At 57.0% G+C, this 19,082-nt stretch carries 14 protein-coding genes and 1 pseudogene; 5 read left to right on the top strand and 10 right to left on the bottom strand.

The genetic code is table 11. The annotated features are described in order from the left end of the window. Positions 1-30: 30 nt before the first annotated feature. From ADN00_RS20620 to ADN00_RS17570, 9 genes and pseudogenes are all read right to left on the bottom strand, one after another. Positions 31-513, bottom strand: a pseudogene (locus ADN00_RS20620) (DJ-1/PfpI family protein); the annotation flags it as partial. Further along, entirely contained in the window at positions 510-1,634 is a 1,125-nt protein-coding gene (gene hisC, locus ADN00_RS17610; protein ID WP_075064327.1) for a histidinol-phosphate transaminase, read from the bottom strand. The gene hisC and the pseudogene ADN00_RS20620, both read right to left, overlap by 4 nt. Next, a complete protein-coding gene (gene hisD, locus ADN00_RS17605) occupies positions 1,631-2,953 on the bottom strand; it encodes a histidinol dehydrogenase (RefSeq protein ID WP_075064326.1) in 1,323 nt (440 codons plus the stop codon). Before hisD ends, hisC begins: the two co-directional genes overlap by 4 nt. Before the next feature lie 35 nt (positions 2,954-2,988). Further along, positions 2,989-4,002: an ATP phosphoribosyltransferase gene (hisG, locus tag ADN00_RS17600; RefSeq protein WP_075064325.1), complete on the bottom strand. Its 1,014-nt coding sequence runs from the start codon at positions 4,000-4,002 to the stop codon at positions 2,989-2,991. A gap of 266 nt (positions 4,003-4,268) precedes the next feature. Beyond that, positions 4,269-5,519, bottom strand: a complete 1,251-nt coding sequence (locus tag ADN00_RS17595) for a BaiN/RdsA family NAD(P)/FAD-dependent oxidoreductase (RefSeq protein ID WP_075064324.1) — start codon at positions 5,517-5,519, stop codon at positions 4,269-4,271. Between the two features lie 227 nt (positions 5,520-5,746). Beyond that, the gene (locus tag ADN00_RS17590) at positions 5,747-6,973 is read right to left on the bottom strand and encodes an HD domain-containing phosphohydrolase (protein ID WP_152966410.1); all 1,227 of its coding nucleotides are present in this window, start codon (positions 6,971-6,973) and stop codon (positions 5,747-5,749) included. 141 nt (positions 6,974-7,114) lie between these two features. Then, complete coding sequence (locus tag ADN00_RS17585) at positions 7,115-7,405, bottom strand: hypothetical protein (RefSeq protein WP_075064322.1); 291 nt, start codon at positions 7,403-7,405, stop codon at positions 7,115-7,117. Next, positions 7,405-7,992: a DUF5317 domain-containing protein gene (locus ADN00_RS17580; protein WP_075064321.1), complete on the bottom strand. Its 588-nt coding sequence runs from the start codon at positions 7,990-7,992 to the stop codon at positions 7,405-7,407. The genes ADN00_RS17585 and ADN00_RS17580 overlap by 1 nt, the downstream gene beginning before the upstream one ends. An 877-nt stretch (positions 7,993-8,869) precedes the next feature. Beyond that, positions 8,870-12,094 (bottom strand): tetratricopeptide repeat protein, encoded by a 3,225-nt coding sequence (locus ADN00_RS17570; RefSeq protein WP_075064319.1) that lies wholly within the window; start codon positions 12,092-12,094, stop codon positions 8,870-8,872. 340 nt (positions 12,095-12,434) lie between these two features. Here ADN00_RS17570 and ADN00_RS17565 point away from each other — a divergent pair, with 340 nt between their 5' ends. Further along, positions 12,435-13,502 carry a CPBP family intramembrane glutamic endopeptidase gene (locus ADN00_RS17565; protein ID WP_082390366.1) on the top strand — a complete coding sequence of 356 codons (1,068 nt, stop codon included), beginning with the start codon at positions 12,435-12,437 and terminating at the stop codon, positions 13,500-13,502. A 323-nt stretch (positions 13,503-13,825) separates the two neighbouring features. After that, on the top strand, positions 13,826-14,314 hold the full coding sequence (locus ADN00_RS17560; RefSeq protein WP_075064318.1) for a hypothetical protein: 489 nt from the start codon (positions 13,826-13,828) through the stop codon (positions 14,312-14,314). Positions 14,315-14,404: 90 nt separating this feature from the next. Here ADN00_RS17560 and ADN00_RS17555 read toward each other — a convergent pair whose 3' ends face one another. After that, entirely contained in the window at positions 14,405-14,932 is a 528-nt protein-coding gene (locus ADN00_RS17555) for a hypothetical protein (RefSeq protein WP_075064317.1), read from the bottom strand. Positions 14,933-15,099: 167 nt separating this feature from the next. On the opposite strand from ADN00_RS17555, the gene ADN00_RS20185 reads away from it, so the two are divergent. The 3 genes from ADN00_RS20185 to ppk1 all read left to right on the top strand — a co-directional run bounded on the left by ADN00_RS20185 (position 15,100) and on the right by ppk1 (position 18,900). After that, the gene (locus tag ADN00_RS20185; protein ID WP_236691537.1) at positions 15,100-16,002 is read left to right on the top strand and encodes a fumarate hydratase; all 903 of its coding nucleotides are present in this window, start codon (positions 15,100-15,102) and stop codon (positions 16,000-16,002) included. Continuing rightward, on the top strand, positions 15,995-16,654 hold the full coding sequence (locus tag ADN00_RS20180) for a FumA C-terminus/TtdB family hydratase beta subunit (RefSeq protein ID WP_075064316.1): 660 nt from the start codon (positions 15,995-15,997) through the stop codon (positions 16,652-16,654). The genes ADN00_RS20185 and ADN00_RS20180 overlap by 8 nt, the downstream gene beginning before the upstream one ends. Positions 16,655-16,767: 113 nt before the next feature. Continuing rightward, positions 16,768-18,900, top strand: a complete 2,133-nt coding sequence (ppk1, locus tag ADN00_RS17540) for a polyphosphate kinase 1 (RefSeq protein ID WP_075064315.1) — start codon at positions 16,768-16,770, stop codon at positions 18,898-18,900. Positions 18,901-19,082 lie beyond the last annotated feature (182 nt).

Here is a 19,082-nt window from a genome sequence, read left to right as displayed (position 1 = left end):
TTCACCGGCCAGGGCGGCGCACAGTCGCAGGGCCAGCGCCAGGGCGTCCGCGGAACCGCGCGCGCTGAGCAGCTTGCCATCCTGCAGCAGGCTTTCCGCGGCAGGGATGGCCCCGTGCTTTTGAAGCAGAGCAGCAGTTTGTGGGTTGGCGGCGGCGTGCAGGCCGGTGATCAGCCCGGCGGCGGCGCACAGCACCAAGCCGGACCCCACAGAGGCCAGCGAGGGGCCGGTGGACGCGCCGGACAGCCATTCCAAAAGGCCTGGGGTATCCAGCGCGGGGCGCGGGTCTGGCGCGCCGGGGAGGATCACCCAATCGTAGGTGGAAAGGTCCGGACGCAGCCGCTCAGCGGCCAGGGATTGAGTTTGGCTGGTGGTTACGCTTTCCTGTAGGGCGCACAGCTCCACACTCACCGCGCGGTCTGGAAGCCCGCGTAAGGCATGCAGGGCCTCTTGCAGGGCGGCCACATCGAGTTGAGAAACGCCGGGGTATACAACGAGGGCAATTTTTTTCATGGTTCACTCTTCTCTTCTGCCAGTTCGCGCAGCGCGGCGATCACCGCGTCGCTCTCTGCGGGGCGGCCAATGCTGATGCGGATCATGTCGCGCAGGTAGGGGGTGTTGTAATAGCGCACCAGAATACCGCGCGCGGCCAGGCTGGCTTTGAGCTGGCTGGCAGGGATTTGTTTGACGCCGCACAGGATGAAGTTGGCCTGGGATGGGTACGGGGTGAGATACGGGACGCTTTGCAGCAGCCCGAACAGGCGCTCGCGCTCGGCTTTGAGGCGCTCCACGTTGGCGGCCAGGAAATCGAGCGAGCGCAGCGAGGCCAGGGCGGCTTCGCTGGCGGCCACGTTCACGTTGTAGGGCTGCTTGGCGGCCCACAGGGCGGGCATCATCCAGGTGGGGAAGGCGCCATAACCCACGCGCAGACCGGCCAGCCCGGCCCACTTGCTGAAGGTGCGCAGCACGATCAGGTTTTCACGCTGCGGGACGCTGCGGATGCGGCTGAGGTTTTCTCCCAGGCGGCCGCCCTCGCGGGTAAATTCAATGTACGCTTCGTCCACTACCACCAATAGGGGCAGTTCGAGCAGCTCGTCCAGCACCGCGGCGGGCGGGAAATGCCCATCCGGGTTGTTGGGGGTGGTGAGGAACATGGCTTTAGGCTGGTGCTCCTCCACGGCGCGGCGAATGGCTGGCAGATCGAGCGAGAAGTCGGGCAGGCGCGGAACATCGATCACCTGCCCGGCGTTGAGCAGGGTGTCGAAGGGATACATGCCAAAGGTGGGCGGGAAGTTCAGCACCACATCGCCGGGTTCGAGCACTAGGCGCAGAATCAGGTCGATCAGCTCATCCGCGCCAGCACCGGGCAGCAGGTTTTCGGCCGGAGCGCCGGTGAAATCGGATAAAGCCGCGCGCAGGGCGCGGCTTTCGGGATCGGGGTAGATGTTGGCCCAGCGCAGGTTGGCGAGGGCTTCTTTGACCGCCGGGGCGGGGCCGTAAGGATTCTCATTGGCGTCCACTTTGATGATTTTCTCCGGCGGCAGGCCCAGGCGCGCGGAAAGCACCTCAAACGGCTCAATGGGCGTGTAAGGCGGGAAGTTCTCAAAGCGCGGCGCTAAGCGGACGCGGCTCATAAGCGCACCTTGGCGGCGTTGGCGTGCGCGTCGAGGCCTTCGGTTTCGGCGATGATGGCCGCGGCCGGGGCGATCTGCCGGGTGGTTTGCGGGTCGAGGGCCACCAGGCTGACTACATGCACGAAGTCCAGCACGTTGAGGGGCGAATTGAAGCGCGCCGAGCCGCCGGTGGGCATCACATGGCTGGGGCCGGCAACGTAATCGCCCAGGACTTCAAAGGAGTTCTCGCCCATGAAGATGCCGCCCGCGGCGTAAATCTCTTGCGAGAGCTGCCACGGATCGGAAACGGACAGACAAAGATGCTCAGGGGCGTACTGGTTGGCCAGGTCGGCGGCTTGCTGCAGGTCTTTGACCAGCACCGCGCCGCTGCGGTTTTGCAGCGAGGCTTCCAGAATTTCGTTGCGGTCGCGCACGTTGTACTGTTTGACCACTTCTTCCTGCACTTTTTTAATCAGGCTCTCGGAAGGGGTGAGCAGGATGGCGGAGGCCAACACGTCGTGTTCGGCCTGCGCCAGCAGATCGGCGGCCACCCAGGCGGGGTTGGCTGATTCGTCGGCGATAACAACCGTCTCGGTGGGGCCGGCAACGCTGTCGATGCCGACCGTGCCGAAGACCTGGCGCTTGGCCAGGGCGACAAACAGGTTGCCGGGGCCGTAGATTTTATCCACGCGCGGGATGCTCTCGGTGCCAAAGGCCAGGGCAGCGATGGCCTGCGCGCCGCCAATGGCGTAGACTTCGGTGATGCCGATCAGGGCGGCGGCGGCCAGGATGGAGGGATGGATGGTTCCGGTTTGCTTCTGCGGCGGGGCAACAATGGCAATTTCTTTCACGCCGGCCACCTGGGCGATGACGGCGGACATGAGCACGCTGGAGGGCAGGGGCGCGGTGCCGCCGGGAATGTAGAGACCCACACGGCGGATGGGGCGCATGAACTGGCCCAGCGTGCCGCCGAGGGCGTTGGTGAACCACGAAGTAACCGGCTGGGCCTGGTGAAAGCGGCGGATGCGGTCGGCGGCCAACTGCAGGGCGTTTAATTCTTCGTCCGACAGGGATTGCAAGGCGGCGCGAACGTCCTCTTCGGGCACGCGGAAGGAATCGGGCGATTGGCCATCCAATTTTTGCGTCCAGCGGCGCAGGGCGGCGTCGCCTTCCTGGCGCACTTCGCGCAGAATACGTGCCACGGCCTGGTCGGGGGTGAGGCGCTCGCCAAATAAGGCGGCAATACTGTCCAATAATTTTTCGGGTACGTCAAACTCGTCCATGGGGACGCGTTTCAAAATGGTTTCCTGGGCGGTCTGGGGGCTGTACTGCTTGAACATTTTCGTTCTCCTTGGGTGAAATGGGTGGTGAGGGCTTACGCTTTGGGCTGCAAGGCGGCTAGCATGGCCTTGAAGCGCGGGGGTTCTTCTTCAAATATGTAGGTAACCGGCATCACAACCACACCGCTGCCGCCGATGGAACGCAGCTCGTTGATTGCCTGGCCCAATTCGGCGCGCGGCACGATGATGTTAATGGCGAACCATTTGGTGGTGGGGTCTTGCGAGAGGATGGGCGAGATGGTTGGCCCCTGCAGCCCGCGAATGGTGGGCTTTTCCGAGACCAGCCGGGCGATGGCTTCTGGCGATTCGCCGCGAATGTTGGCAAAAATGGCCAGGTTGCCCGCCGCGCGCAAGTGCGCCTCAATGTATTCCAACAGGGTGTGGGCCACTTGCAGCGCCTGGGGATTCTCTTGCAGGGCTTTGCGGTTGGCCACCAGCACGGCTTGCGAGTGGAGAATGTTGCCGTCAGGCAGGGGGCGCAGGCGGTTGTCGCGCAGGGTTTGACCGGAAGAGACCAGGTCAGAAATGATGTCGGCATAGCCAATGGTCGGCGCCAGCTCAAGGGTGCCTTCGGCGGAGATGAGGGTGTGGGGAATCTGGTATTGGTTGAGGAATTGGGTGGTGAGAACCGGGTATTTGGTCGCCACGCGCAGGGGGGATGGAAGACGGCTGGCATACACCTGAAGATCAAGCATGCTTTGCACCCCTTCCAGTGATTCGGGCACGGCCAGCGAAAGGTCGCAGCGGCCAAACTGCAAGGCTTCGTGCAGAATGAGAATGTCTTGGTTGGGACCTTTGAATTCCTCGACTACATCCAGACCGGTGATGCCAAAGTCCACGCTGCCATCGCGCACGCTGGAGACAATGTCACCGGGGCGCTGGAAGAGCACCACCAGACCGGGCAGGGCCGGGATGGTGGCGGCATACTGGCGGGGGTTGGGTTTATAAATCTTCAGGCCGCATTCTTCCAACAATTGAAAGGAATCTTCGGCCAGGCGTCCCTTGGAGGGCAGAGAAAGGCGGATCAGAGCGCGTTCTTCGGTTGGCATAACATCTCCTTACATCTCGCGGGTAATAAAAAAACCCCCGGTGACCGGGGGTTGTTCTGAAAAACCAGGTTAAGGTAAAACTTACCAGACCTCCGCCGATCGGTTTGGGGCAAGGTTGGAATGATGATGGTGGTTAACGCGAATGACAGAGTTCATAACTTCAAAGACTATAACAAACCTTGTTTCGCTTGTCAACCCTGCCGATAATGATTTTTTATTCGGTGAATTGGCCAGAATCCACGCCATGCGCTTCTGCTACCCTGATTTTACAGGCGATTGAGATAATCTGCCACAGCCTGCCCGGCAATGTAGGAGGTTGTCCAGGCATTTTGGAAATTAAACCCGCCAGTCAGCCCATCAATATTGAGCACTTCTCCGGCAAAGAACAGGCCGGGGACGAGCTTGCTCTGCATGGCGCGAAAGTCCACTTCGTTTAAGTCCACGCCACCGGCGGTAACAAATTCATCTTTGAACTCACCACGCCCCTGCAGGTGAAACTCGGCGCGGGTGATCTGCTGGGCCAACTGGTAGAGGCGGGTATTGCTGCAGTTACGCCACAGGGTTCCGGCAGCGATGTCGGCGGCGGCCAGCAGGCGCGCCCACAAGCGGCGCGGCAGGCTGAGGCCCAATGCCTGCGGGTAGGCGGTCTGGTCGGGGTTCTGCTCGCGAATCTCCAGCAGGCGCGGGTAAAGGGTTTCGGGGTTAAAGCCGGGCAAAAAGTTGATAAAAATGTCCATCTGGTACTGCGCGGTGTTGAGTTCGCGCGCCGCCCAGGCAGAGAGTTTAAGTACAGCCGGTCCGCTGATGCCCGTGTGGGTGATGATGAAGGGTCCGGTGGTTTGCAGGCGGGTGCCGGCAAGCCGGATTTCGGCGTTCTCTGCCGAAAGGCCGGCCAGCCCTTCCAGGCGGGTGTCGCGAATGGCGAAGGAAAACAAGGAAGGAACGGGCGGAATGAGGGTGTGGCCACAGGCCGCCGCCAGGGCGAAGCTGTTGCGATCTCCGCCGGTGGCCAGCAGCAGGGTGCGGGCGTGCAGGATTTCTGTGCCGGAGGTTCTGACTTGAAACCCGTGCTGGCCGCAGTGCAGGGCTTCGACGGGGCTGTGCGTCCGCAGTTCAACACCGGCACGCTCGGCCTCTGAAAGCAGACATTGGACAATGGTGCGCGCGTCATCACTGACGGGGAAAACGCGACCATCCGCTTCGGTTTTCAGGGCTACCCCGTGGCTCTCGAACCATTGCATCGTATCCTGGGGGGCAAAGCGGCTAAAGGCTCCGCGCAGGGCCTTGCCGCCGCGTGGATAGAAATGGACCAGCTGCGCCGGATCGAAGGTGGCGTTGGTCAGGTTGCAGCGCCCGCCGCCGGAGACGAGCACTTTTGAGAGGGGCTTGGCTGATTTTTCCAGGATCAGGACGCTGGAGGCCGGCCGCGCGGCTTTGCAGGCCAGCGCGCCGAAAAAGCCAGCCGGTCCGCCGCCGATGATAAGCAAATCCACTTTTCGATCCAAATCTGAGACCATTACCCAATCCTATTGTTTTCTGATTGGCTTGATTGTACATCATCTCGCCTGTGCAGAGCCGCAGTTTTGGTGATCATTTTACGGTGAACGGAAATTGTATTGACATATTGATCTTAAAACCGCAGCTCCCTCGCGTCGCGAGGGAGCTTTGGCCCGTGTTGCAGAAGTTTTCTTTGGAAGTCTGTCCTGGAGGCAATGCAAGAGAAAGGAAGATGGAGGATGATGGCTTAGAACTGGTATCCCTCCTGGATCAGCGAAATGAGCGCGTCTACCACGCTGGGGTCGAAATGGGTATTTTTGCAGCGCTGCAGTTCGAGCAGGGTTTGTCCCAGGCTGTAGGGGTGGCAGTAGACCCGGCCGCACAGCATGGCGCTAAAGGCATCGGCCACCGCAAGAATGCGACCACCAAGCGGAATCTGATCACCTTTCAGGCCGTAGGGGTAACCAGAGCCGTCCACTTTTTCGTGGTGCGACTCAATCATTGGAATGGCTTCTTTGAAGCGGCTGACCGGGGCCAGCAGTTCCGCGCCGATGATGGGGTGCTGCTTCATGATTTCCCACTCGGTGTTGGTGAGCGGTCCGGGCTTGCGCAGAATTTCCTCCGGCACCTGAATTTTGCCGATGTCGTGGAGCAAGCCAGCCCAGCGCACTGCTTTGACCATTTCTTCACTCATGTTCATACGGTTGGCGATTGCGTATGCTACCTGAGACGTCTGATTGCTGTGGCGCATAGGGGTCGCGTCGCCCACTTCGATGGTCTCAGCCAGGGCCAGGATGATTTCAATAAAACTAGTTTCCAGGTTCTGGTTGAGTTTTTTGCGCTGCAAACCAATGGTGGCCTGGTCGGCGATGTTGGTCATCAGGCCGATGCGGTCAATGCTGGTGTACGCGTTCTTCTGAGGCTGCGCCTGCTCGCCCAGCACAAACAACCCCACGGGTTCGCTGCCGGCCCACAGGGGCAGTACCCACAGCCCGCTAGCCTGATCCAAACCGAGGGCAGTGATGTCGCTGGGATTCAGGCGGGGGTCTCCGCGCTGAATTAGCTGGGGAGATTTGCCCATCAGCACTTGGTGGTAATGCGGCCAGGAGGCGGGAGGAACTTCCTGGCTGTGGTTGTTTCCATCAGCAGCGCGAAATACCGCCTGGCAGGTAAAAGAACCTTCGGCTTCGCGCGCCAGAATTTTGCCAAAGGCAGCATCTGAAAGTTCTACGGCATGGCGGGCAAGCCTGTCGAGCAGGGCGTCTTGCGGGTCGCTGGTGGAAAGCTCTTTGCTGAGATTGCAGAGCATTTTCAGCTCCACCAGGCGGCGCATCCGGCGCAGGTCGTTATCTTGCCGGGTTGCCGGTGCTTCAACAGGCAGGTGCAAGATGGGCAGACTGGCCAATGTCCCTTGCTGGGTCATGGTGGGTAGGGCGCTGTATAAATCTGGTTTGCGATTAGTGCCTGGGATCACAGCCGGCCAACCTTTCGGACATCCAATTCCCCGGATGACTAGAAATAAACATCAATTTACCTGTAAAAAAGACAGCCGGATTTTCCCCTGGTTGGCAGGCCAACCCCATCTGGCTTTGTTGATGATGGAGAACGCAAACGCTTATTTGCGCGCGTAAGCAACGGAAGTGAACGCAGGTTCCTGAACCTGGATCAACTGACGAGCAAAGTCTTGCAGCGACTCGGCGCGGATGGCCGCAATGCGCAGTTGGGCTTTCTCGTTGAAATTGAAGGTTTCGCCGGCATAGCCGTTGGCGATGGCCAGGCCAGGATTGGTGAGCAGGAGCTTTTCAAACCGTTTGTTGACCACAGCGGCCGTGAGCATGCGGTTGATTTCTCGCTGTGTGGCGGTATCCTCGCTCAGAGTTGGGTAGTGGATCGTTTTAGGTGTCATCAGTTTATCTCCTGAAAAATATCGCGGCTTTTGCCGCCCAGCGACCAGAGCAAGAAGAAGGCGCCGATCCAAATAAATATGTCGCCTATGCTAAAGGCGACATGATACGGAATCCATTCCGGCAAAGTCAATCGGTCTGACAGGAGCCAAAGTACAGTCTGATCTTTGGTAAGAACGATGTCTTTTGACGTGAGTACCCGTTCTCCTATCTGCCAGATTTGACCAGCCCCCCCCGGAAAGAACCGATCAAGCACCTCGGGGCTGATTGGCATTAAACCGCCGTTCAATAAGATTACGAATAAATTCAACGCCAGCCCCAGCGCCATCACAGCCAACCCGGCTTCATTCAAATTGAAAAGTGCAAAGACAAGCAAGAGTGCCTGTGAGGTGATCAGGGCTAACCGCGCCCAATCGTCTGGAATTGAACTGCGGGTGAATGGCAATTCAAAAGCGATGATGTGAGGGAGGAAGGCGATGAAGGCAAGCCATTCCAGACGCAACACAATCGATCGCAGCCGCCGCCCATTGACCTTCGCTCGGATGAACCCTGCAATGAGACCCGCGACAACGGCTGTCAGTAAAATCATAGGCTATCCGCCGACGCCGCCCACGCAGAAGGGAGCACCCGCAGCCAGAACGAACAGAGCAACCATCACAACAAACATGATTACGCGAGCTTTAGACATGGCGAACCTCCGGGTTCAAGAGTAAAAAAGGATGAATGCAAACGAAAAATCGAGCAAAAATAGGTGCGAGATTATCCGCCCACGCCACCGACGCAGAAGGGGGCGCCAGCCGCCAGAACGAACATTGCTACCATCACCACGAACATGATTACGCGAGCTTTTGACATTTTGAGCCTCCCAGACAGTTGAAAAATCAGCAAATAAGTACGAAAAAGAAAATAACGTTTCTTGGATTATCCACCCACGCCGCCTACGCAGAACGGAGCGCCAGCTGCCAGAACGAACATTGCCACCATCACCACGAACATGATTACGCGAGCTTTCGACATTTTGAGCCTCCCAGACGTTTGAAAAATTGAGTGAATGAGTACGATCTTTTACAAAAAGGTCTTTTTTCTAAGAATGATCAGGGGGTTATCCGCCCACGCCGCCGACGCAGAAGGGGGCGCCAGCCGCCAGAACGAAAAGGGTGACCAGAACCACGAACATCACGACACGGGCTTTCGAAGCGACTTTCTCGAACATTGGATGACCTCCCTGAAACTGATTGATTTGGTTACGACACTTATCAGTTTACGAATCGGAGGCTTCAAAACAGGCTTCAAAACGGTCTCAAAATGGACCAATTTTAGAAATTCCTCAAAACTCGTTTAGAAATCGCTTTGTTTTTGGTTGTAAAACGGGAATTATGAAAAAAAACCGCTTCAGACACCTCCAACCTTCTACGTTGGTGAGAGTCTTTCGCGGCGTGGGGCTGCTCAGAATAGAGCCGTTGTATTTATCGAGTTAAGGATTCAAGCAGTGCTCGCGTCTCTGGGGATGGGTTGACGTTGATTTCTTCTTTTAATGCTTGCTGGCAGCGCTCAAACTGCCGCGCCACCTCGGCCCGGTTCCCCATGGCCGCGTGAATGCGCATGGCCAGGCGGTGAGAGGCTTCATTGCATGAATCTTCCTGGAGAGCTTTCTGGCATGTCTCTAACGCTTTGATGAACTCTTTTTGTTTGAGGTAAAGCTCCGAAAGTTCCAGTAATATGTTGATGTAGTGCTGCATCAGGCGGGTGCGCTCCATGTAGGCCCAATCCTCTTCAATTTCGGGCAGGAAGGGCCCCTGGTAAGCCTCGATGGCTTTACGGCAGTGTTCAATTTTCTGCGTTTCCAACACGGATTTTTGGGCCAGGCGCATTTCACGCAGGAAATTTTCAACATCAAAATCATAGTCGAGCAGACGGTTGAACCGGTAGTAGTTGTCTTCCAGCAGGATTGTGTCGCGGCCAACGGCATGGCGCAGGCGGTACATGGTGTTCTTAAAACGAAAGCGCAGATCATCGTTGGAGATTTCGGGCCAGAAGATCGCTCCAATGGTTTCTTTGGTCAGCCCTTCGGGGTGGGTGAGCAAAATGTAAAACAAGTCACGGGATGACTGTGCCTGCCACTCCTGGTTAGTAACCAGCTTGTCGTTGCGCCACACCTCAATTTTGCCAAAGGCGCGAATGCGCATGCGCGGCGGGGCAAAGGGGATGTAGGGGTCGTTCTGGCGGAGTGATTTGCGCATGGCCGGCACATTGCGCTCAAATTGATCCACTTTGTGTAAAAATTCTTTGATTTCTTCGGAGCTATCGCCTTTTTCCAACGCGGCCACCGATTTTTTCATCCAGGCAGCCAGGGAGATTAACGGCTGCTGGCGCAGGGGCTGGGTGAGCCGCAGGGCTTTTTCCAGGAGAGTCTGACCTTGTGTGATCTCGCGCCGCTGGGCGTGGGCAATGGCCAGGTAAAAGATCGTCTGGGCGGCTTCGATCATTTGATTTTGCGCTTCAAAGGCATCCAGGGCTTTACCCAGGTGAGTGATGGCCATGTCGGGCGCGCCGATGGCCAGTTTGATGGCACCCATTTCTTTGTAGCAGAGACTTTGTTCAAACGAAGAGCCGCTTTTTTGGGCGTTCTTCCAGGCAGTCTCCAGGCGCTCTTCAGCTTTGCCGTTTTTTCCCTGCAGGCGAAGCAGGGCGCTTTCCGCCAGGTCCAGAAAGACCAGCAGATAATTATCCTGATTGCGCTGGGCAAGCACATAGGCCTGGCGGTATGCTTTGAGGGCTTCGTTGGGCGCCTGCAGATTACGGTAAACGTCGCCAATGGTAGCCAGGGCGTACGCTTCCAGGCGGGTGGAGGCGGTGATTTGCACGTGCTTCAGCGCCTCTTCCAGCGAGTATTCGGCCTGGATGTAATTCCCGTTCAGCGACTGCAGCTCGCCGAGGTTGATGAGCACGTTGGCCTTCCATTCGGAGTTTTCGGTTTGCTTCCAGTATTCGTAGACCTGGGTGAGGCTCATCTCGGCGTCAACATAATTACCCTGCGCCGCGTATAAGAGGCTGATGTCCATCAGCACTATGGCCTCATTCTCTTTTTCGCCCAGCACCTGGTAGGCTTTCAGCGACTGGCTGCAACAGTGCAGGGCTTCTTTCAGGTCGCCTTTCATATACAGGGTGTTGCCCTTAACGCGCAAGGCTTCGGCGTAGATCAGGCTGGAAGGCTGCTGCCCGCACAGCGCCAGAGCGCGGTCAGCGTCGGAGAGGGCCGATTCATAGTTGCCGGCAATCCGGTAGCCGGTTGCGCGGCGCACCAGGGCGCGGGCAAGCACGATGGGCTGGTCGTTGCGCTCCAGCTCGCGGATGGCCTGATTCAGCAGGTTGATGGCTTCTTGAACGCTGCCCTGTGAAAGCAGCACCGCGCCGCGAATGGAGATCAGGCTGGGGCGCATCCAGTAGATGTCGCGCGGGATGGCTTCGACCCACTGGTTGAGCAGCCCGGCGCGCCCGCGCGCCAGCAGGCTGGCGGCGGCGTTTTCCACCAGGCTGGCCATCTGGTCATAGTCTTCCAGTTTCTGGTAAATACGAAAGGCGCGCTCAAAATCGCCCTGCTGGCTGATCGATTCGGCAAGCGAGAGCTGGATAAGGCGCGCTTCTTCTGGGAGGGTGCGCAGCACGCGGGTTTGCAGAAAATCGCGGAAGAGGTGATGGTAGCGCAAGCTGAGGCCGTCTTCGCCAACAGGCAGGACAAACAGATTTTCTTGCAGCAGGCGGTCAATGAGGGGATTCCAGTTGAAATTGGGACGGTCGAGGGCGCGGTTGAGCACTGCGGTGCATAAATCGGGGTCAAACTCCTCAAACAGGGCGGTGAACATGAGGAACTCCTGCATATCCGGTGGATAGGAATCCAGTATCTGTTCGAGGTATTCGGTCAGGCCAATACCCGTAACGCGCAGGGCGCGTTGGTGGTGGGCGGAGGCCTGTTGGATGGGCTGGGCAGAAAGCAGCAGACCGGTGATCCACCCCTCGGTTTTGGAGATCCACTCACGCGCGGTATCAGTTGTGATCACGTTGCTGTAGTTTTGCGAGAAGAGATTGATCAGCTCCTCTTCCTGGAAAGCCAGTTCTTCAAAACTCAAGCCGCCCACCTGAGAGCGGGCGACCATGAGCGGAAAATCGGGGAGGGAAATGAGCGTGCGGGAGGCGATGACAATATGGCCGTTTTCATCCATGTCTTGAATGAAACGGCTGATGAAGTCTTCGATCATTTTAATGCCGTTCACCAGATGAAAATCATCCAGCACCAGGACAAAATGTTCTGGAATGTTGTCCAGCACGTCGTTCAACAGGATGGCATTAATATGTTCCAGGTTCAGTTCGCCGTGCGAGCTGAGCAGAGCGGCGCGCGAGCGGTGGCCAAATTCAGGAAAGCGGGCGGACAGGGCGGCGATGAAATAGGAAAGGAATCGTTCCGGATCGCGATCGAGCGCGTCGACGGTGTACCAGCAGGTGGCATATTGGATTTTGGAGGTGAATTCGATCAGCAGGCTGGTTTTGCCGTAGCCGGCCGGCGCGGCAATGATCGTCAGGCGGTTGTCGACCAGGTCGTAGAGCAGTTTTTCCAGGCGGGGGCGCGTGACCAGGTCGCCTCTGCGGCGCGGGGGGGTGATACGCGTCCGGATGATGGGGAAATCCTGGTTCATCAATTGCGCGCTTTCAGGATAAGGCAGCGTCTTTGGTGAATACACACCATTAAAATCATACTTGAGCAGTTGGTATAATTCAACTGCCAGACGTTCCTTATTCTAATGGAAAATGGATAAAGTCCGCTTATTTATTTTACGTTTCTTGTCAAGAAAATTCCACTCTCCGCTTGTGATAGATCCTGATTACCCATCTGGCCAGGTTGAATTTATCCATTCAGCGGATGTGGATATTCTGCCTGAGCTTTATGCTTAAAAGGGTTAGAAGCAAGATCCATTTCGGTTAAAATGGGCATCATACCCATCATCATTGACTTTGAAGAGAAAAGAGAGCACTGCAATGAAACGATTATTTTGGAATTCTGAAGGACGCCGGTTAGCCATGTTCTGGCGGCTGTTGTTTGGATTTGGCCTGTACATGGTGTTCATTTTTATCCTGCAGGCGATCATTGGCGCTGCTGGAGTGATTGTGGTGATGGCAACCGGCGGCTATTCGCTGGAATCGTTCACCTCGCCCGGTTTCGCCATGCAGTTCGCGGCGCAACTTCAGGCGATGCCGGTCTTCACTTTGCTGATCAGCGTTTCTACCCTGATTGGTTCGGTGCTGGCTATTTTTGTGGCCGGCCGGGCTTTTGACCGGCGGCGGTTCGCCGATTTTGGCCTGCGCTTTAAGCCGTTGTGGTGGTCTGACTTTGCGTTTGGCCTGGCGCTTGGCGCTGTTTTGATGGCCTTCATTTTTTTGGTGGAATGGTTGATGGGCTGGGTAACGATCACCGCAGAGCAGCTGGCTGCCCAGGCCGGGGTGGCGCTTGGGGTGGGTCTGTTGGTGGCGGCGATCCGCTATATTTGCGTGGGCATTTATGAAGAACTGCTTTCACGCGGGTATATGCTGCGCAATTTGGGCGAAGGATTCAAGAATCTGGGCATCTCACCCAAATTGGCAATTTTGATCGGTTATCTCCTGTCTTCGGTGGTGTTTGGTTTGATGCACGCCAACAATCCGAACGCGACCTTGATGAGCACAATTAACCTGATGGTGGCGGGGTTGTTCCTGGGGCTGGGCTACATACTCACCGGCGAGCTGGGGATTTCGATTGGAGTTCACATGACCTGGAATTTCTTCCAGGGGAATGTGTTCGGCTTCCCGGTCAGCGGGTTGCAGTCGGGTGCCAGCATCATTAATATTCAACAGAGCGGACCGGTTGTGTGGACGGGCGGCGCGTTTGGTCCCGAGGCCGGAATTATTGGTCTGCTGGCGATGGGCCTGGGCTGCTTGCTGATGGTGCTGTATGTGAAGGCGCGGCATGGCAAGGCAGGCATTTGCGAAGAGATCGCGCAGTACGCGCCGCGGGTGAAAAAGACAGAGGTTGCTGCCGCGCCGATTGCTGAGGAACCAACCCAGTTATAAATAGCAAGTTGGCTGTGGGGAGCACAGATTTCACAGATGTGAAATTCTGTCCGTACTCCGCTGAACATAAAAGTGCATACCCATTTTCCACCTCGTGGTAAAGCGAGGTGGATTTTGTTTTGGGAAGGCCGGAATTGAAAACGCAGGTCTTGACTCTACGCTTGGCAGAGGTTGTATAAAGGGGAGGCACGGACGGAGGGCTGGCCAACTGGTCAGGCGGTATTCCCGCCGGTTGTCTATCCAAAACTTAACCGCCTGGCCGGATGACGTAATGCCGTTCGCAAGTATGATCATAGTGGATAACCAACAAGGAACGGTTCACAATGTACGAACTTCACAACCTGCAAATCAATTCTTATCCTGATAACCGCATCCCCGACGTGATGGGCCAGCATATCATTGAGTTTCACCGCGCGAACCGTTTGTTTCGCAAGCAACGCCGGATGGCAATGCTGAACCGCGTGTGGAGCTTATTCACCCGGCGCTGTCTGCTTCTCAAGCCGCTGACCAGCGCCGCGCTCAGCAGCGGAAATTATCGCGGTGTGCAGCCGGTGGAGATCAGCCGCATTCAGGGGTCTGAAAGCCGCGTAGAAGACTTTGACAATCAATTTAATCCGCTCCGCGAAAACGCGCGCGAGCGCTGGACGCGAATTGGCATGTTAATGATGATGGGCGAGCCCCTGCCGGCGGTGGAACTGATCCAGGTGGGAGATGAGTATTACGTGCGCGATGGGCATCACCGCATTTCGGCAGCGCGCGCCCTGGGTTACCGGCATATTGACGCGGTGGTAACGGCTTGGCAGCCCGCTTAGCGATGGATGTGGCCCGATCGATATTGGGAATCAAATAAAAGCACAGAGCGAGGGCGTTCTGTGCTTTTTGCTTTAATTTTGGGGGGCGCGCTATGGTTTATAAATTTCGAGGTTGTGGCGTTCAATCCGCGCCAGACCGGAGCGGGTAACCTTTGGACAGCCCTGCAAATCGAGGAAGCGCAGGCCGCGCATGGCGCGCAGGTCTTTGAGGCCGGTGTCGCTGAGTTTATTGCAGTAGCTGAGATTGAGATGGGTAACCCGTGAGAGACCGGTCAGAGACGGCAGGCCGCGATTGGTGATCATGCACGAGCTGAGATTCAACCAGGTAAGGCGTTTAAGGCGCGCCAGGGCCGGCAGGCTGGCATCGGTGACCTTGCGGTTTTCTGACAGGTTGAGGTGGGTGATGGCCGGGCATTCCTCCAGCTCGGTGATTAGCTCAAGGAGCTGCGCGTCATCAATGTTCCTGGCGCGCACCATCACTTCATGCCCTTCAGGGATGGAGAAATAGCCGGGGCCCAGGTCAAATTCACGCCAGGTCTCCGGCCCGCTAAGGCCGAGCGGGCGGGTGAAAATTTGGATCGGAAAACGGCTGGAAAACTGACAGGCTGTGCTGGTCATGAATCTAAAACCTCCGTACGGCTTTATTGTACCCGCTGGGGCGTGTCCGCGAAAGGTGAAACCAGTAGGGCGGCAGGAAATAATGGATGTGTCAGGAGGTATCTTCAGGCCGGCAAATTGGACAGCCTCTTAAAGCGCAGCGGGAAGCATGTTATCATCATTCTACAATGGCTGGCGTAAAGAATGGACCGGTTGGCATGGCAGACCTGCAGGATAGCTTGGTGGAGTTGGTGCGGCGCGCTTCGGTGGAACTGCCCGAAGACGTGCGTTCGGCATTGAAAACGGCCGCGCAGCGCGAAGCAGAGGGATCCCCGGCGCGCATGGTGCTGGGCACCCTTTTAGCCAACGCCCGGCTGGCGCAAGAACGAAGCCTGCCGATCTGCCAAGATACCGGCACGCCGATCTTTTATGTCTCTTATCCACTGGGGTGGAGCACGCGTGAGCTGCGCGGACAGATTCGCGCCGCGGTCGCTGAAGCCACCCGGCGCGGGTTTTTGCGCCCCAACGCGGTAGACACCCTCAGCGGTTTGAACAGCGGGAATAACCTGGGCGGAGATGATTTCCCCTTGATCCATTTTGAAGAGAGCGATCAAGCCGCTCTGGTGATTGACCTGCTGCTCAAGGGCGGCGGGTGCGAAAATGTGGGCGCGCAATACCAGCTTCCCAATGAGCAGATTGGCGCGGGGCGCGACCTGGAAGGCGTGCGCCGGGCGGTGCTGCACGCGGTGCAGCAGGCACAGGGGCTTGGCTGCGCGCCGGGCGTGCTGGGTGTGGTGATTGGCGGCGATCGAGCTTCGGCCTACGCGGCTTCGAAACGCTTGTTTCTGCGCCGCCTGGACGACCACCACCCCAATCCGGACCTAGCCGCTCTGGAAGAGCAGCTCACCGCGCAGGCCAATCAGCTTCAGATTGGGCCGATGGGGTTTGGCGGGCGGGTAACGGTGCTGACGACAAAAATTGACAGTCTCAGCCGCCTGCCCGCCTCGTTTTTTGTAACGGTTTCTTATATGTGCTGGGCCTGCCGCCGCAAACGCATGCGGTTGGAAGCGGATGAGGTGAGTTATGAATGACCGCCTTTTGCCCGGCGAGCAAGGCCTGCGGCTGCCGCTTTCGGATGAGCAGGTGCGCGTTCTGCGGGTTGGCCAGGCGGTACGGCTGAGTGGCAGGCTGGTCACTGCGCGCGACGCGGCGCACCAATGGCTGGTGCGCACGTTCATCCAGCCGGGCGCGCACCCTTCGGCGGACGAGCTGGCTGTGCTGGCAGATTTGCGGCGGATTCTGGCGGGAGGCGCCATCTATCACTGCGGGCCGGTGGTGGCCCAACAATCGGATGGCAGCTACCGGTTTTTGGCCGCCGGCCCCACCACCAGCGCGCGTGAAGAACCGTACCAGGCAGATGTGATGCGCTTTTTCAACGTGAAGGCGGTGATTGGCAAAGGCGGCATGGGCGCGCGCACGCTGCGCGCCTGCCAGCAAACTCCAGCCGTATATCTCCACGCAGTGGGCGGAGCGGCGGCGTTGATCGCCCAGACGGTGCGGCGCGTAGAAACGGTGTATCAACTGGAATTTGGCGTGCCCGAAGCGTTGTGGGTGATTGAAGTGGAAGACTTCCCTGCGGTGGTTACGATGGACGCGCTTGGAGCCAGCTTGCATGAAGAGGTGCGCCGGGCATCGCAGGCCGAGCTGGATCGCCTGCTGGGGAAAACGGAAGAGCGGAACTGATGCGCGGCGGATTCCAGGGGGTATGTTTTTTCCGGCTTCGTTGACGGAAGAGGCCTGCGTGAGTATAGTAGTGTTAATGTGAACTGATCAGAATACTGGAAGCTGATATTCTTATGGCTGAAAACAAATCTCCATTAAATCTGGATAACCCCAAACTTTACATCAACCGCGAGTTGAGCTTGCTGCAATTTCAATATCGGGTGCTCGAAGAAGCAAAAGACCCGCGAAATCCCCTGCTGGAGCGGGTGAAATTCTTAACGATTTTAGGCTCCAACCTGGACGAGTTTTTTATGATTCGCGTGGGCGGGTTGATCATGCAGAACAACAGCGGCATGATTGATCTGTCGATTGACGGGAAAACCCCGGCTGAACAATTGGCTGAGATTCGTAAAGTGGCGATTAACCTGATGGAAGAATCGCGCCAGTATTTTCACAATGTGTTGAAACCAGAATTAGAAAATGCGGGCGTGCACCTGTTGGATTATAACGATCTGACAGACCGCCAGCGTGAATCGGTGGATGGGTACTTCAAAGATGTGGTATTTCCGGTGCTGACTCCGCTGGCCTTTGATCCGGGCCATCCCTTCCCGCACATCTCCAACTTGAGCCTGAATCTGGCTATTTTGGTGAAAGATACCGATGAAAACCGCCATTTCGCGCGCTTGAAGATCCCTGCGTCACTGCCCTGGCTGGTGCCGGTAAAGCGCTCATCGGGCAGCACACGCAAAGATGGTACGGTTCCGTACAACCACTATTTTGTCTGGCTGCTGCAAGTGATCACTGCCAACCTGGGTGATCTTTTCCCCGGCATGGAGGTGGTGGAGGCGCATCCTTTCCACATCACGCGCAACGCGGATTTTGAGATTCAGGAACTGGAAGCGGTTGACCTGCTGGAAATGATGGAAGAAAACGTGCGCAAGCGCCGCTTTGGAGACGTGGTGCGCATGATGGTTTATAAGGATATGCCAAAATATCTGCTGGAGATTTTGGTGGAGAATCTCAAAATCAACCGGCGCGATGTATACGCGATTGAGGGGCCGCTAAGCCTGCGAGCCCTTTCGCCCTTGTTAAAAATTGACCGCTATGATCTGAAGGACAGGCCCTTTGTGCCGGTGATTCGAGAGCCGCTGCGCTCTGTTTTTGAGACGCACGAAAACAGCATTTTTCACGCCATCCGGCAGGGCAATATTCTGCTGCAGCACCCGTATGATTCGTTCACGCCGGTGATTGAATTTCTGCGCGAGGCGGCTCGCGACCCCAAGGTGCTGGCGATTAAAATGACGTTGTACCGGGTGGGGAACAATTCGCCGGTGGTGGAAACGCTGCTGCAGGCGCGCCGCGACTACGGCAAGCAGGTGGCCGTGCTGGTGGAGCTGAAGGCGCGGTTTGACGAAGAGAGCAATATTGGCTGGGCGCGCATGCTGGAGCAGGAAGGTGTTCACGTTACCTATGGCCTGATGGGGTTGAAAACACATTCCAAGGTGTGCCTGGTGGTGCGGCGTGAGGGCGAGAGTATTAAGCGGTATGTGCACCTGGGGACGGGCAACTACAACCACATCACCGCCCAGTTGTATGAAGATATTGGTATGCTCACCTGCGACGACGAGATCGGAGCGGATGTATCGGACTTGTTCAATTACCTCACGGGGTATTCGCTCAAGCAAGATTACAACAAGCTGCTGGTCGCGCCGATTAACCTGCGCCAGAAGCTGACGGCGCTGATTCAAAACGAAATTGAACTGACACGCCAGGGCGAGCAGGGACATATTATCTTTAAGATGAACGCCCTGGTCGACCCCGAAATTACCCGCCTGCTTTACCAGGCATCCCAGGCAGGTGTGAAGATCTACCTGGTTACGCGCGGCGTCTGCTCGCTGCGGCCGGGGATTAAGGGCCTCTCGGAAAATATCCGCGTGGTCAGTATTTTGGGGCGTTTCTTGGAGCACAGCCGCATTTATTACTTCCGCAACGGAGGCAACGAGACGATTCTGATGGGCAGCGCCGATTTGATGCCGCGTAATTTGAACCGGCGGGTAGAGGTGCTCTTTCCGATTGAAGACCCCCGCTTGATCCGCCACATTCGTGAAAATATCCTTAAAATCTATCTGATGGATAATACCAAAGCGCGCCTGATGCACCCGGATGGAAGTTATCATTACATCATTCCAAAAAAAGGTCATCAGCAGGTAAACGCACAGGAATGGTTTATGCGGATGGCGCACAGTTCCATGGTAGAAGAGAAATAATTGCCAGGATACCACGGCGAGCGACCCTCACCTCTCCGTTTGCGGGGAGGTGTTTTTATGATTCTACAGCCGCTTGATATGTTTCGCATAGGCGATACGACCAGAGACCTATGCCCCGCGTGCCAAAGATGTGACCAAAATATGACTTGCAAACCTGATAAGTCAGTGCGATGTTTAACTGG

This window comes from Ornatilinea apprima (genome assembly GCF_001306115.1).
GTDB classification, from domain to species: Bacteria; Chloroflexota; Anaerolineae; order Anaerolineales; family Anaerolineaceae; genus Ornatilinea; species Ornatilinea apprima.
This window is presented reverse-complemented; position numbering and strand designations above follow the sequence as displayed.

What these genes read in the sequence shown, in the direction of transcription:
- ADN00_RS17585 (WP_075064322.1), bottom strand. Translation starts at nt 7,405, where the DNA reads ATGACACCTAAAACGATCCACTACCCAACTCTGAGCGAGGATACCGCC.
- ADN00_RS17560 (WP_075064318.1), top strand. Translation starts at nt 13,826, where the DNA reads ATGTACGAACTTCACAACCTGCAAATCAATTCTTATCCTGATAACCGC.
- ADN00_RS17570 (WP_075064319.1), bottom strand. Translation starts at nt 12,094, where the DNA reads ATGAACCAGGATTTCCCCATCATCCGGACGCGTATCACCCCCCCGCGC.
- hisC (WP_075064327.1), bottom strand. Translation starts at nt 1,634, where the DNA reads ATGAGCCGCGTCCGCTTAGCGCCGCGCTTTGAGAACTTCCCGCCTTAC.
- ADN00_RS17555 (WP_075064317.1), bottom strand. Translation starts at nt 14,932, where the DNA reads ATGACCAGCACAGCCTGTCAGTTTTCCAGCCGTTTTCCGATCCAAATT.
- ADN00_RS20185 (WP_236691537.1), top strand. Translation starts at nt 15,100, where the DNA reads ATGGCTGGCGTAAAGAATGGACCGGTTGGCATGGCAGACCTGCAGGAT.
- ADN00_RS17595 (WP_075064324.1), bottom strand. Translation starts at nt 5,519, where the DNA reads ATGGTCTCAGATTTGGATCGAAAAGTGGATTTGCTTATCATCGGCGGC.
- ADN00_RS17565 (WP_082390366.1), top strand. Translation starts at nt 12,435, where the DNA reads ATGAAACGATTATTTTGGAATTCTGAAGGACGCCGGTTAGCCATGTTC.
- ppk1 (WP_075064315.1), top strand. Translation starts at nt 16,768, where the DNA reads ATGGCTGAAAACAAATCTCCATTAAATCTGGATAACCCCAAACTTTAC.
- hisG (WP_075064325.1), bottom strand. Translation starts at nt 4,002, where the DNA reads ATGCCAACCGAAGAACGCGCTCTGATCCGCCTTTCTCTGCCCTCCAAG.
- ADN00_RS17580 (WP_075064321.1), bottom strand. Translation starts at nt 7,992, where the DNA reads ATGATTTTACTGACAGCCGTTGTCGCGGGTCTCATTGCAGGGTTCATC.
- hisD (WP_075064326.1), bottom strand. Translation starts at nt 2,953, where the DNA reads ATGTTCAAGCAGTACAGCCCCCAGACCGCCCAGGAAACCATTTTGAAA.
- ADN00_RS20180 (WP_075064316.1), top strand. Translation starts at nt 15,995, where the DNA reads ATGAATGACCGCCTTTTGCCCGGCGAGCAAGGCCTGCGGCTGCCGCTT.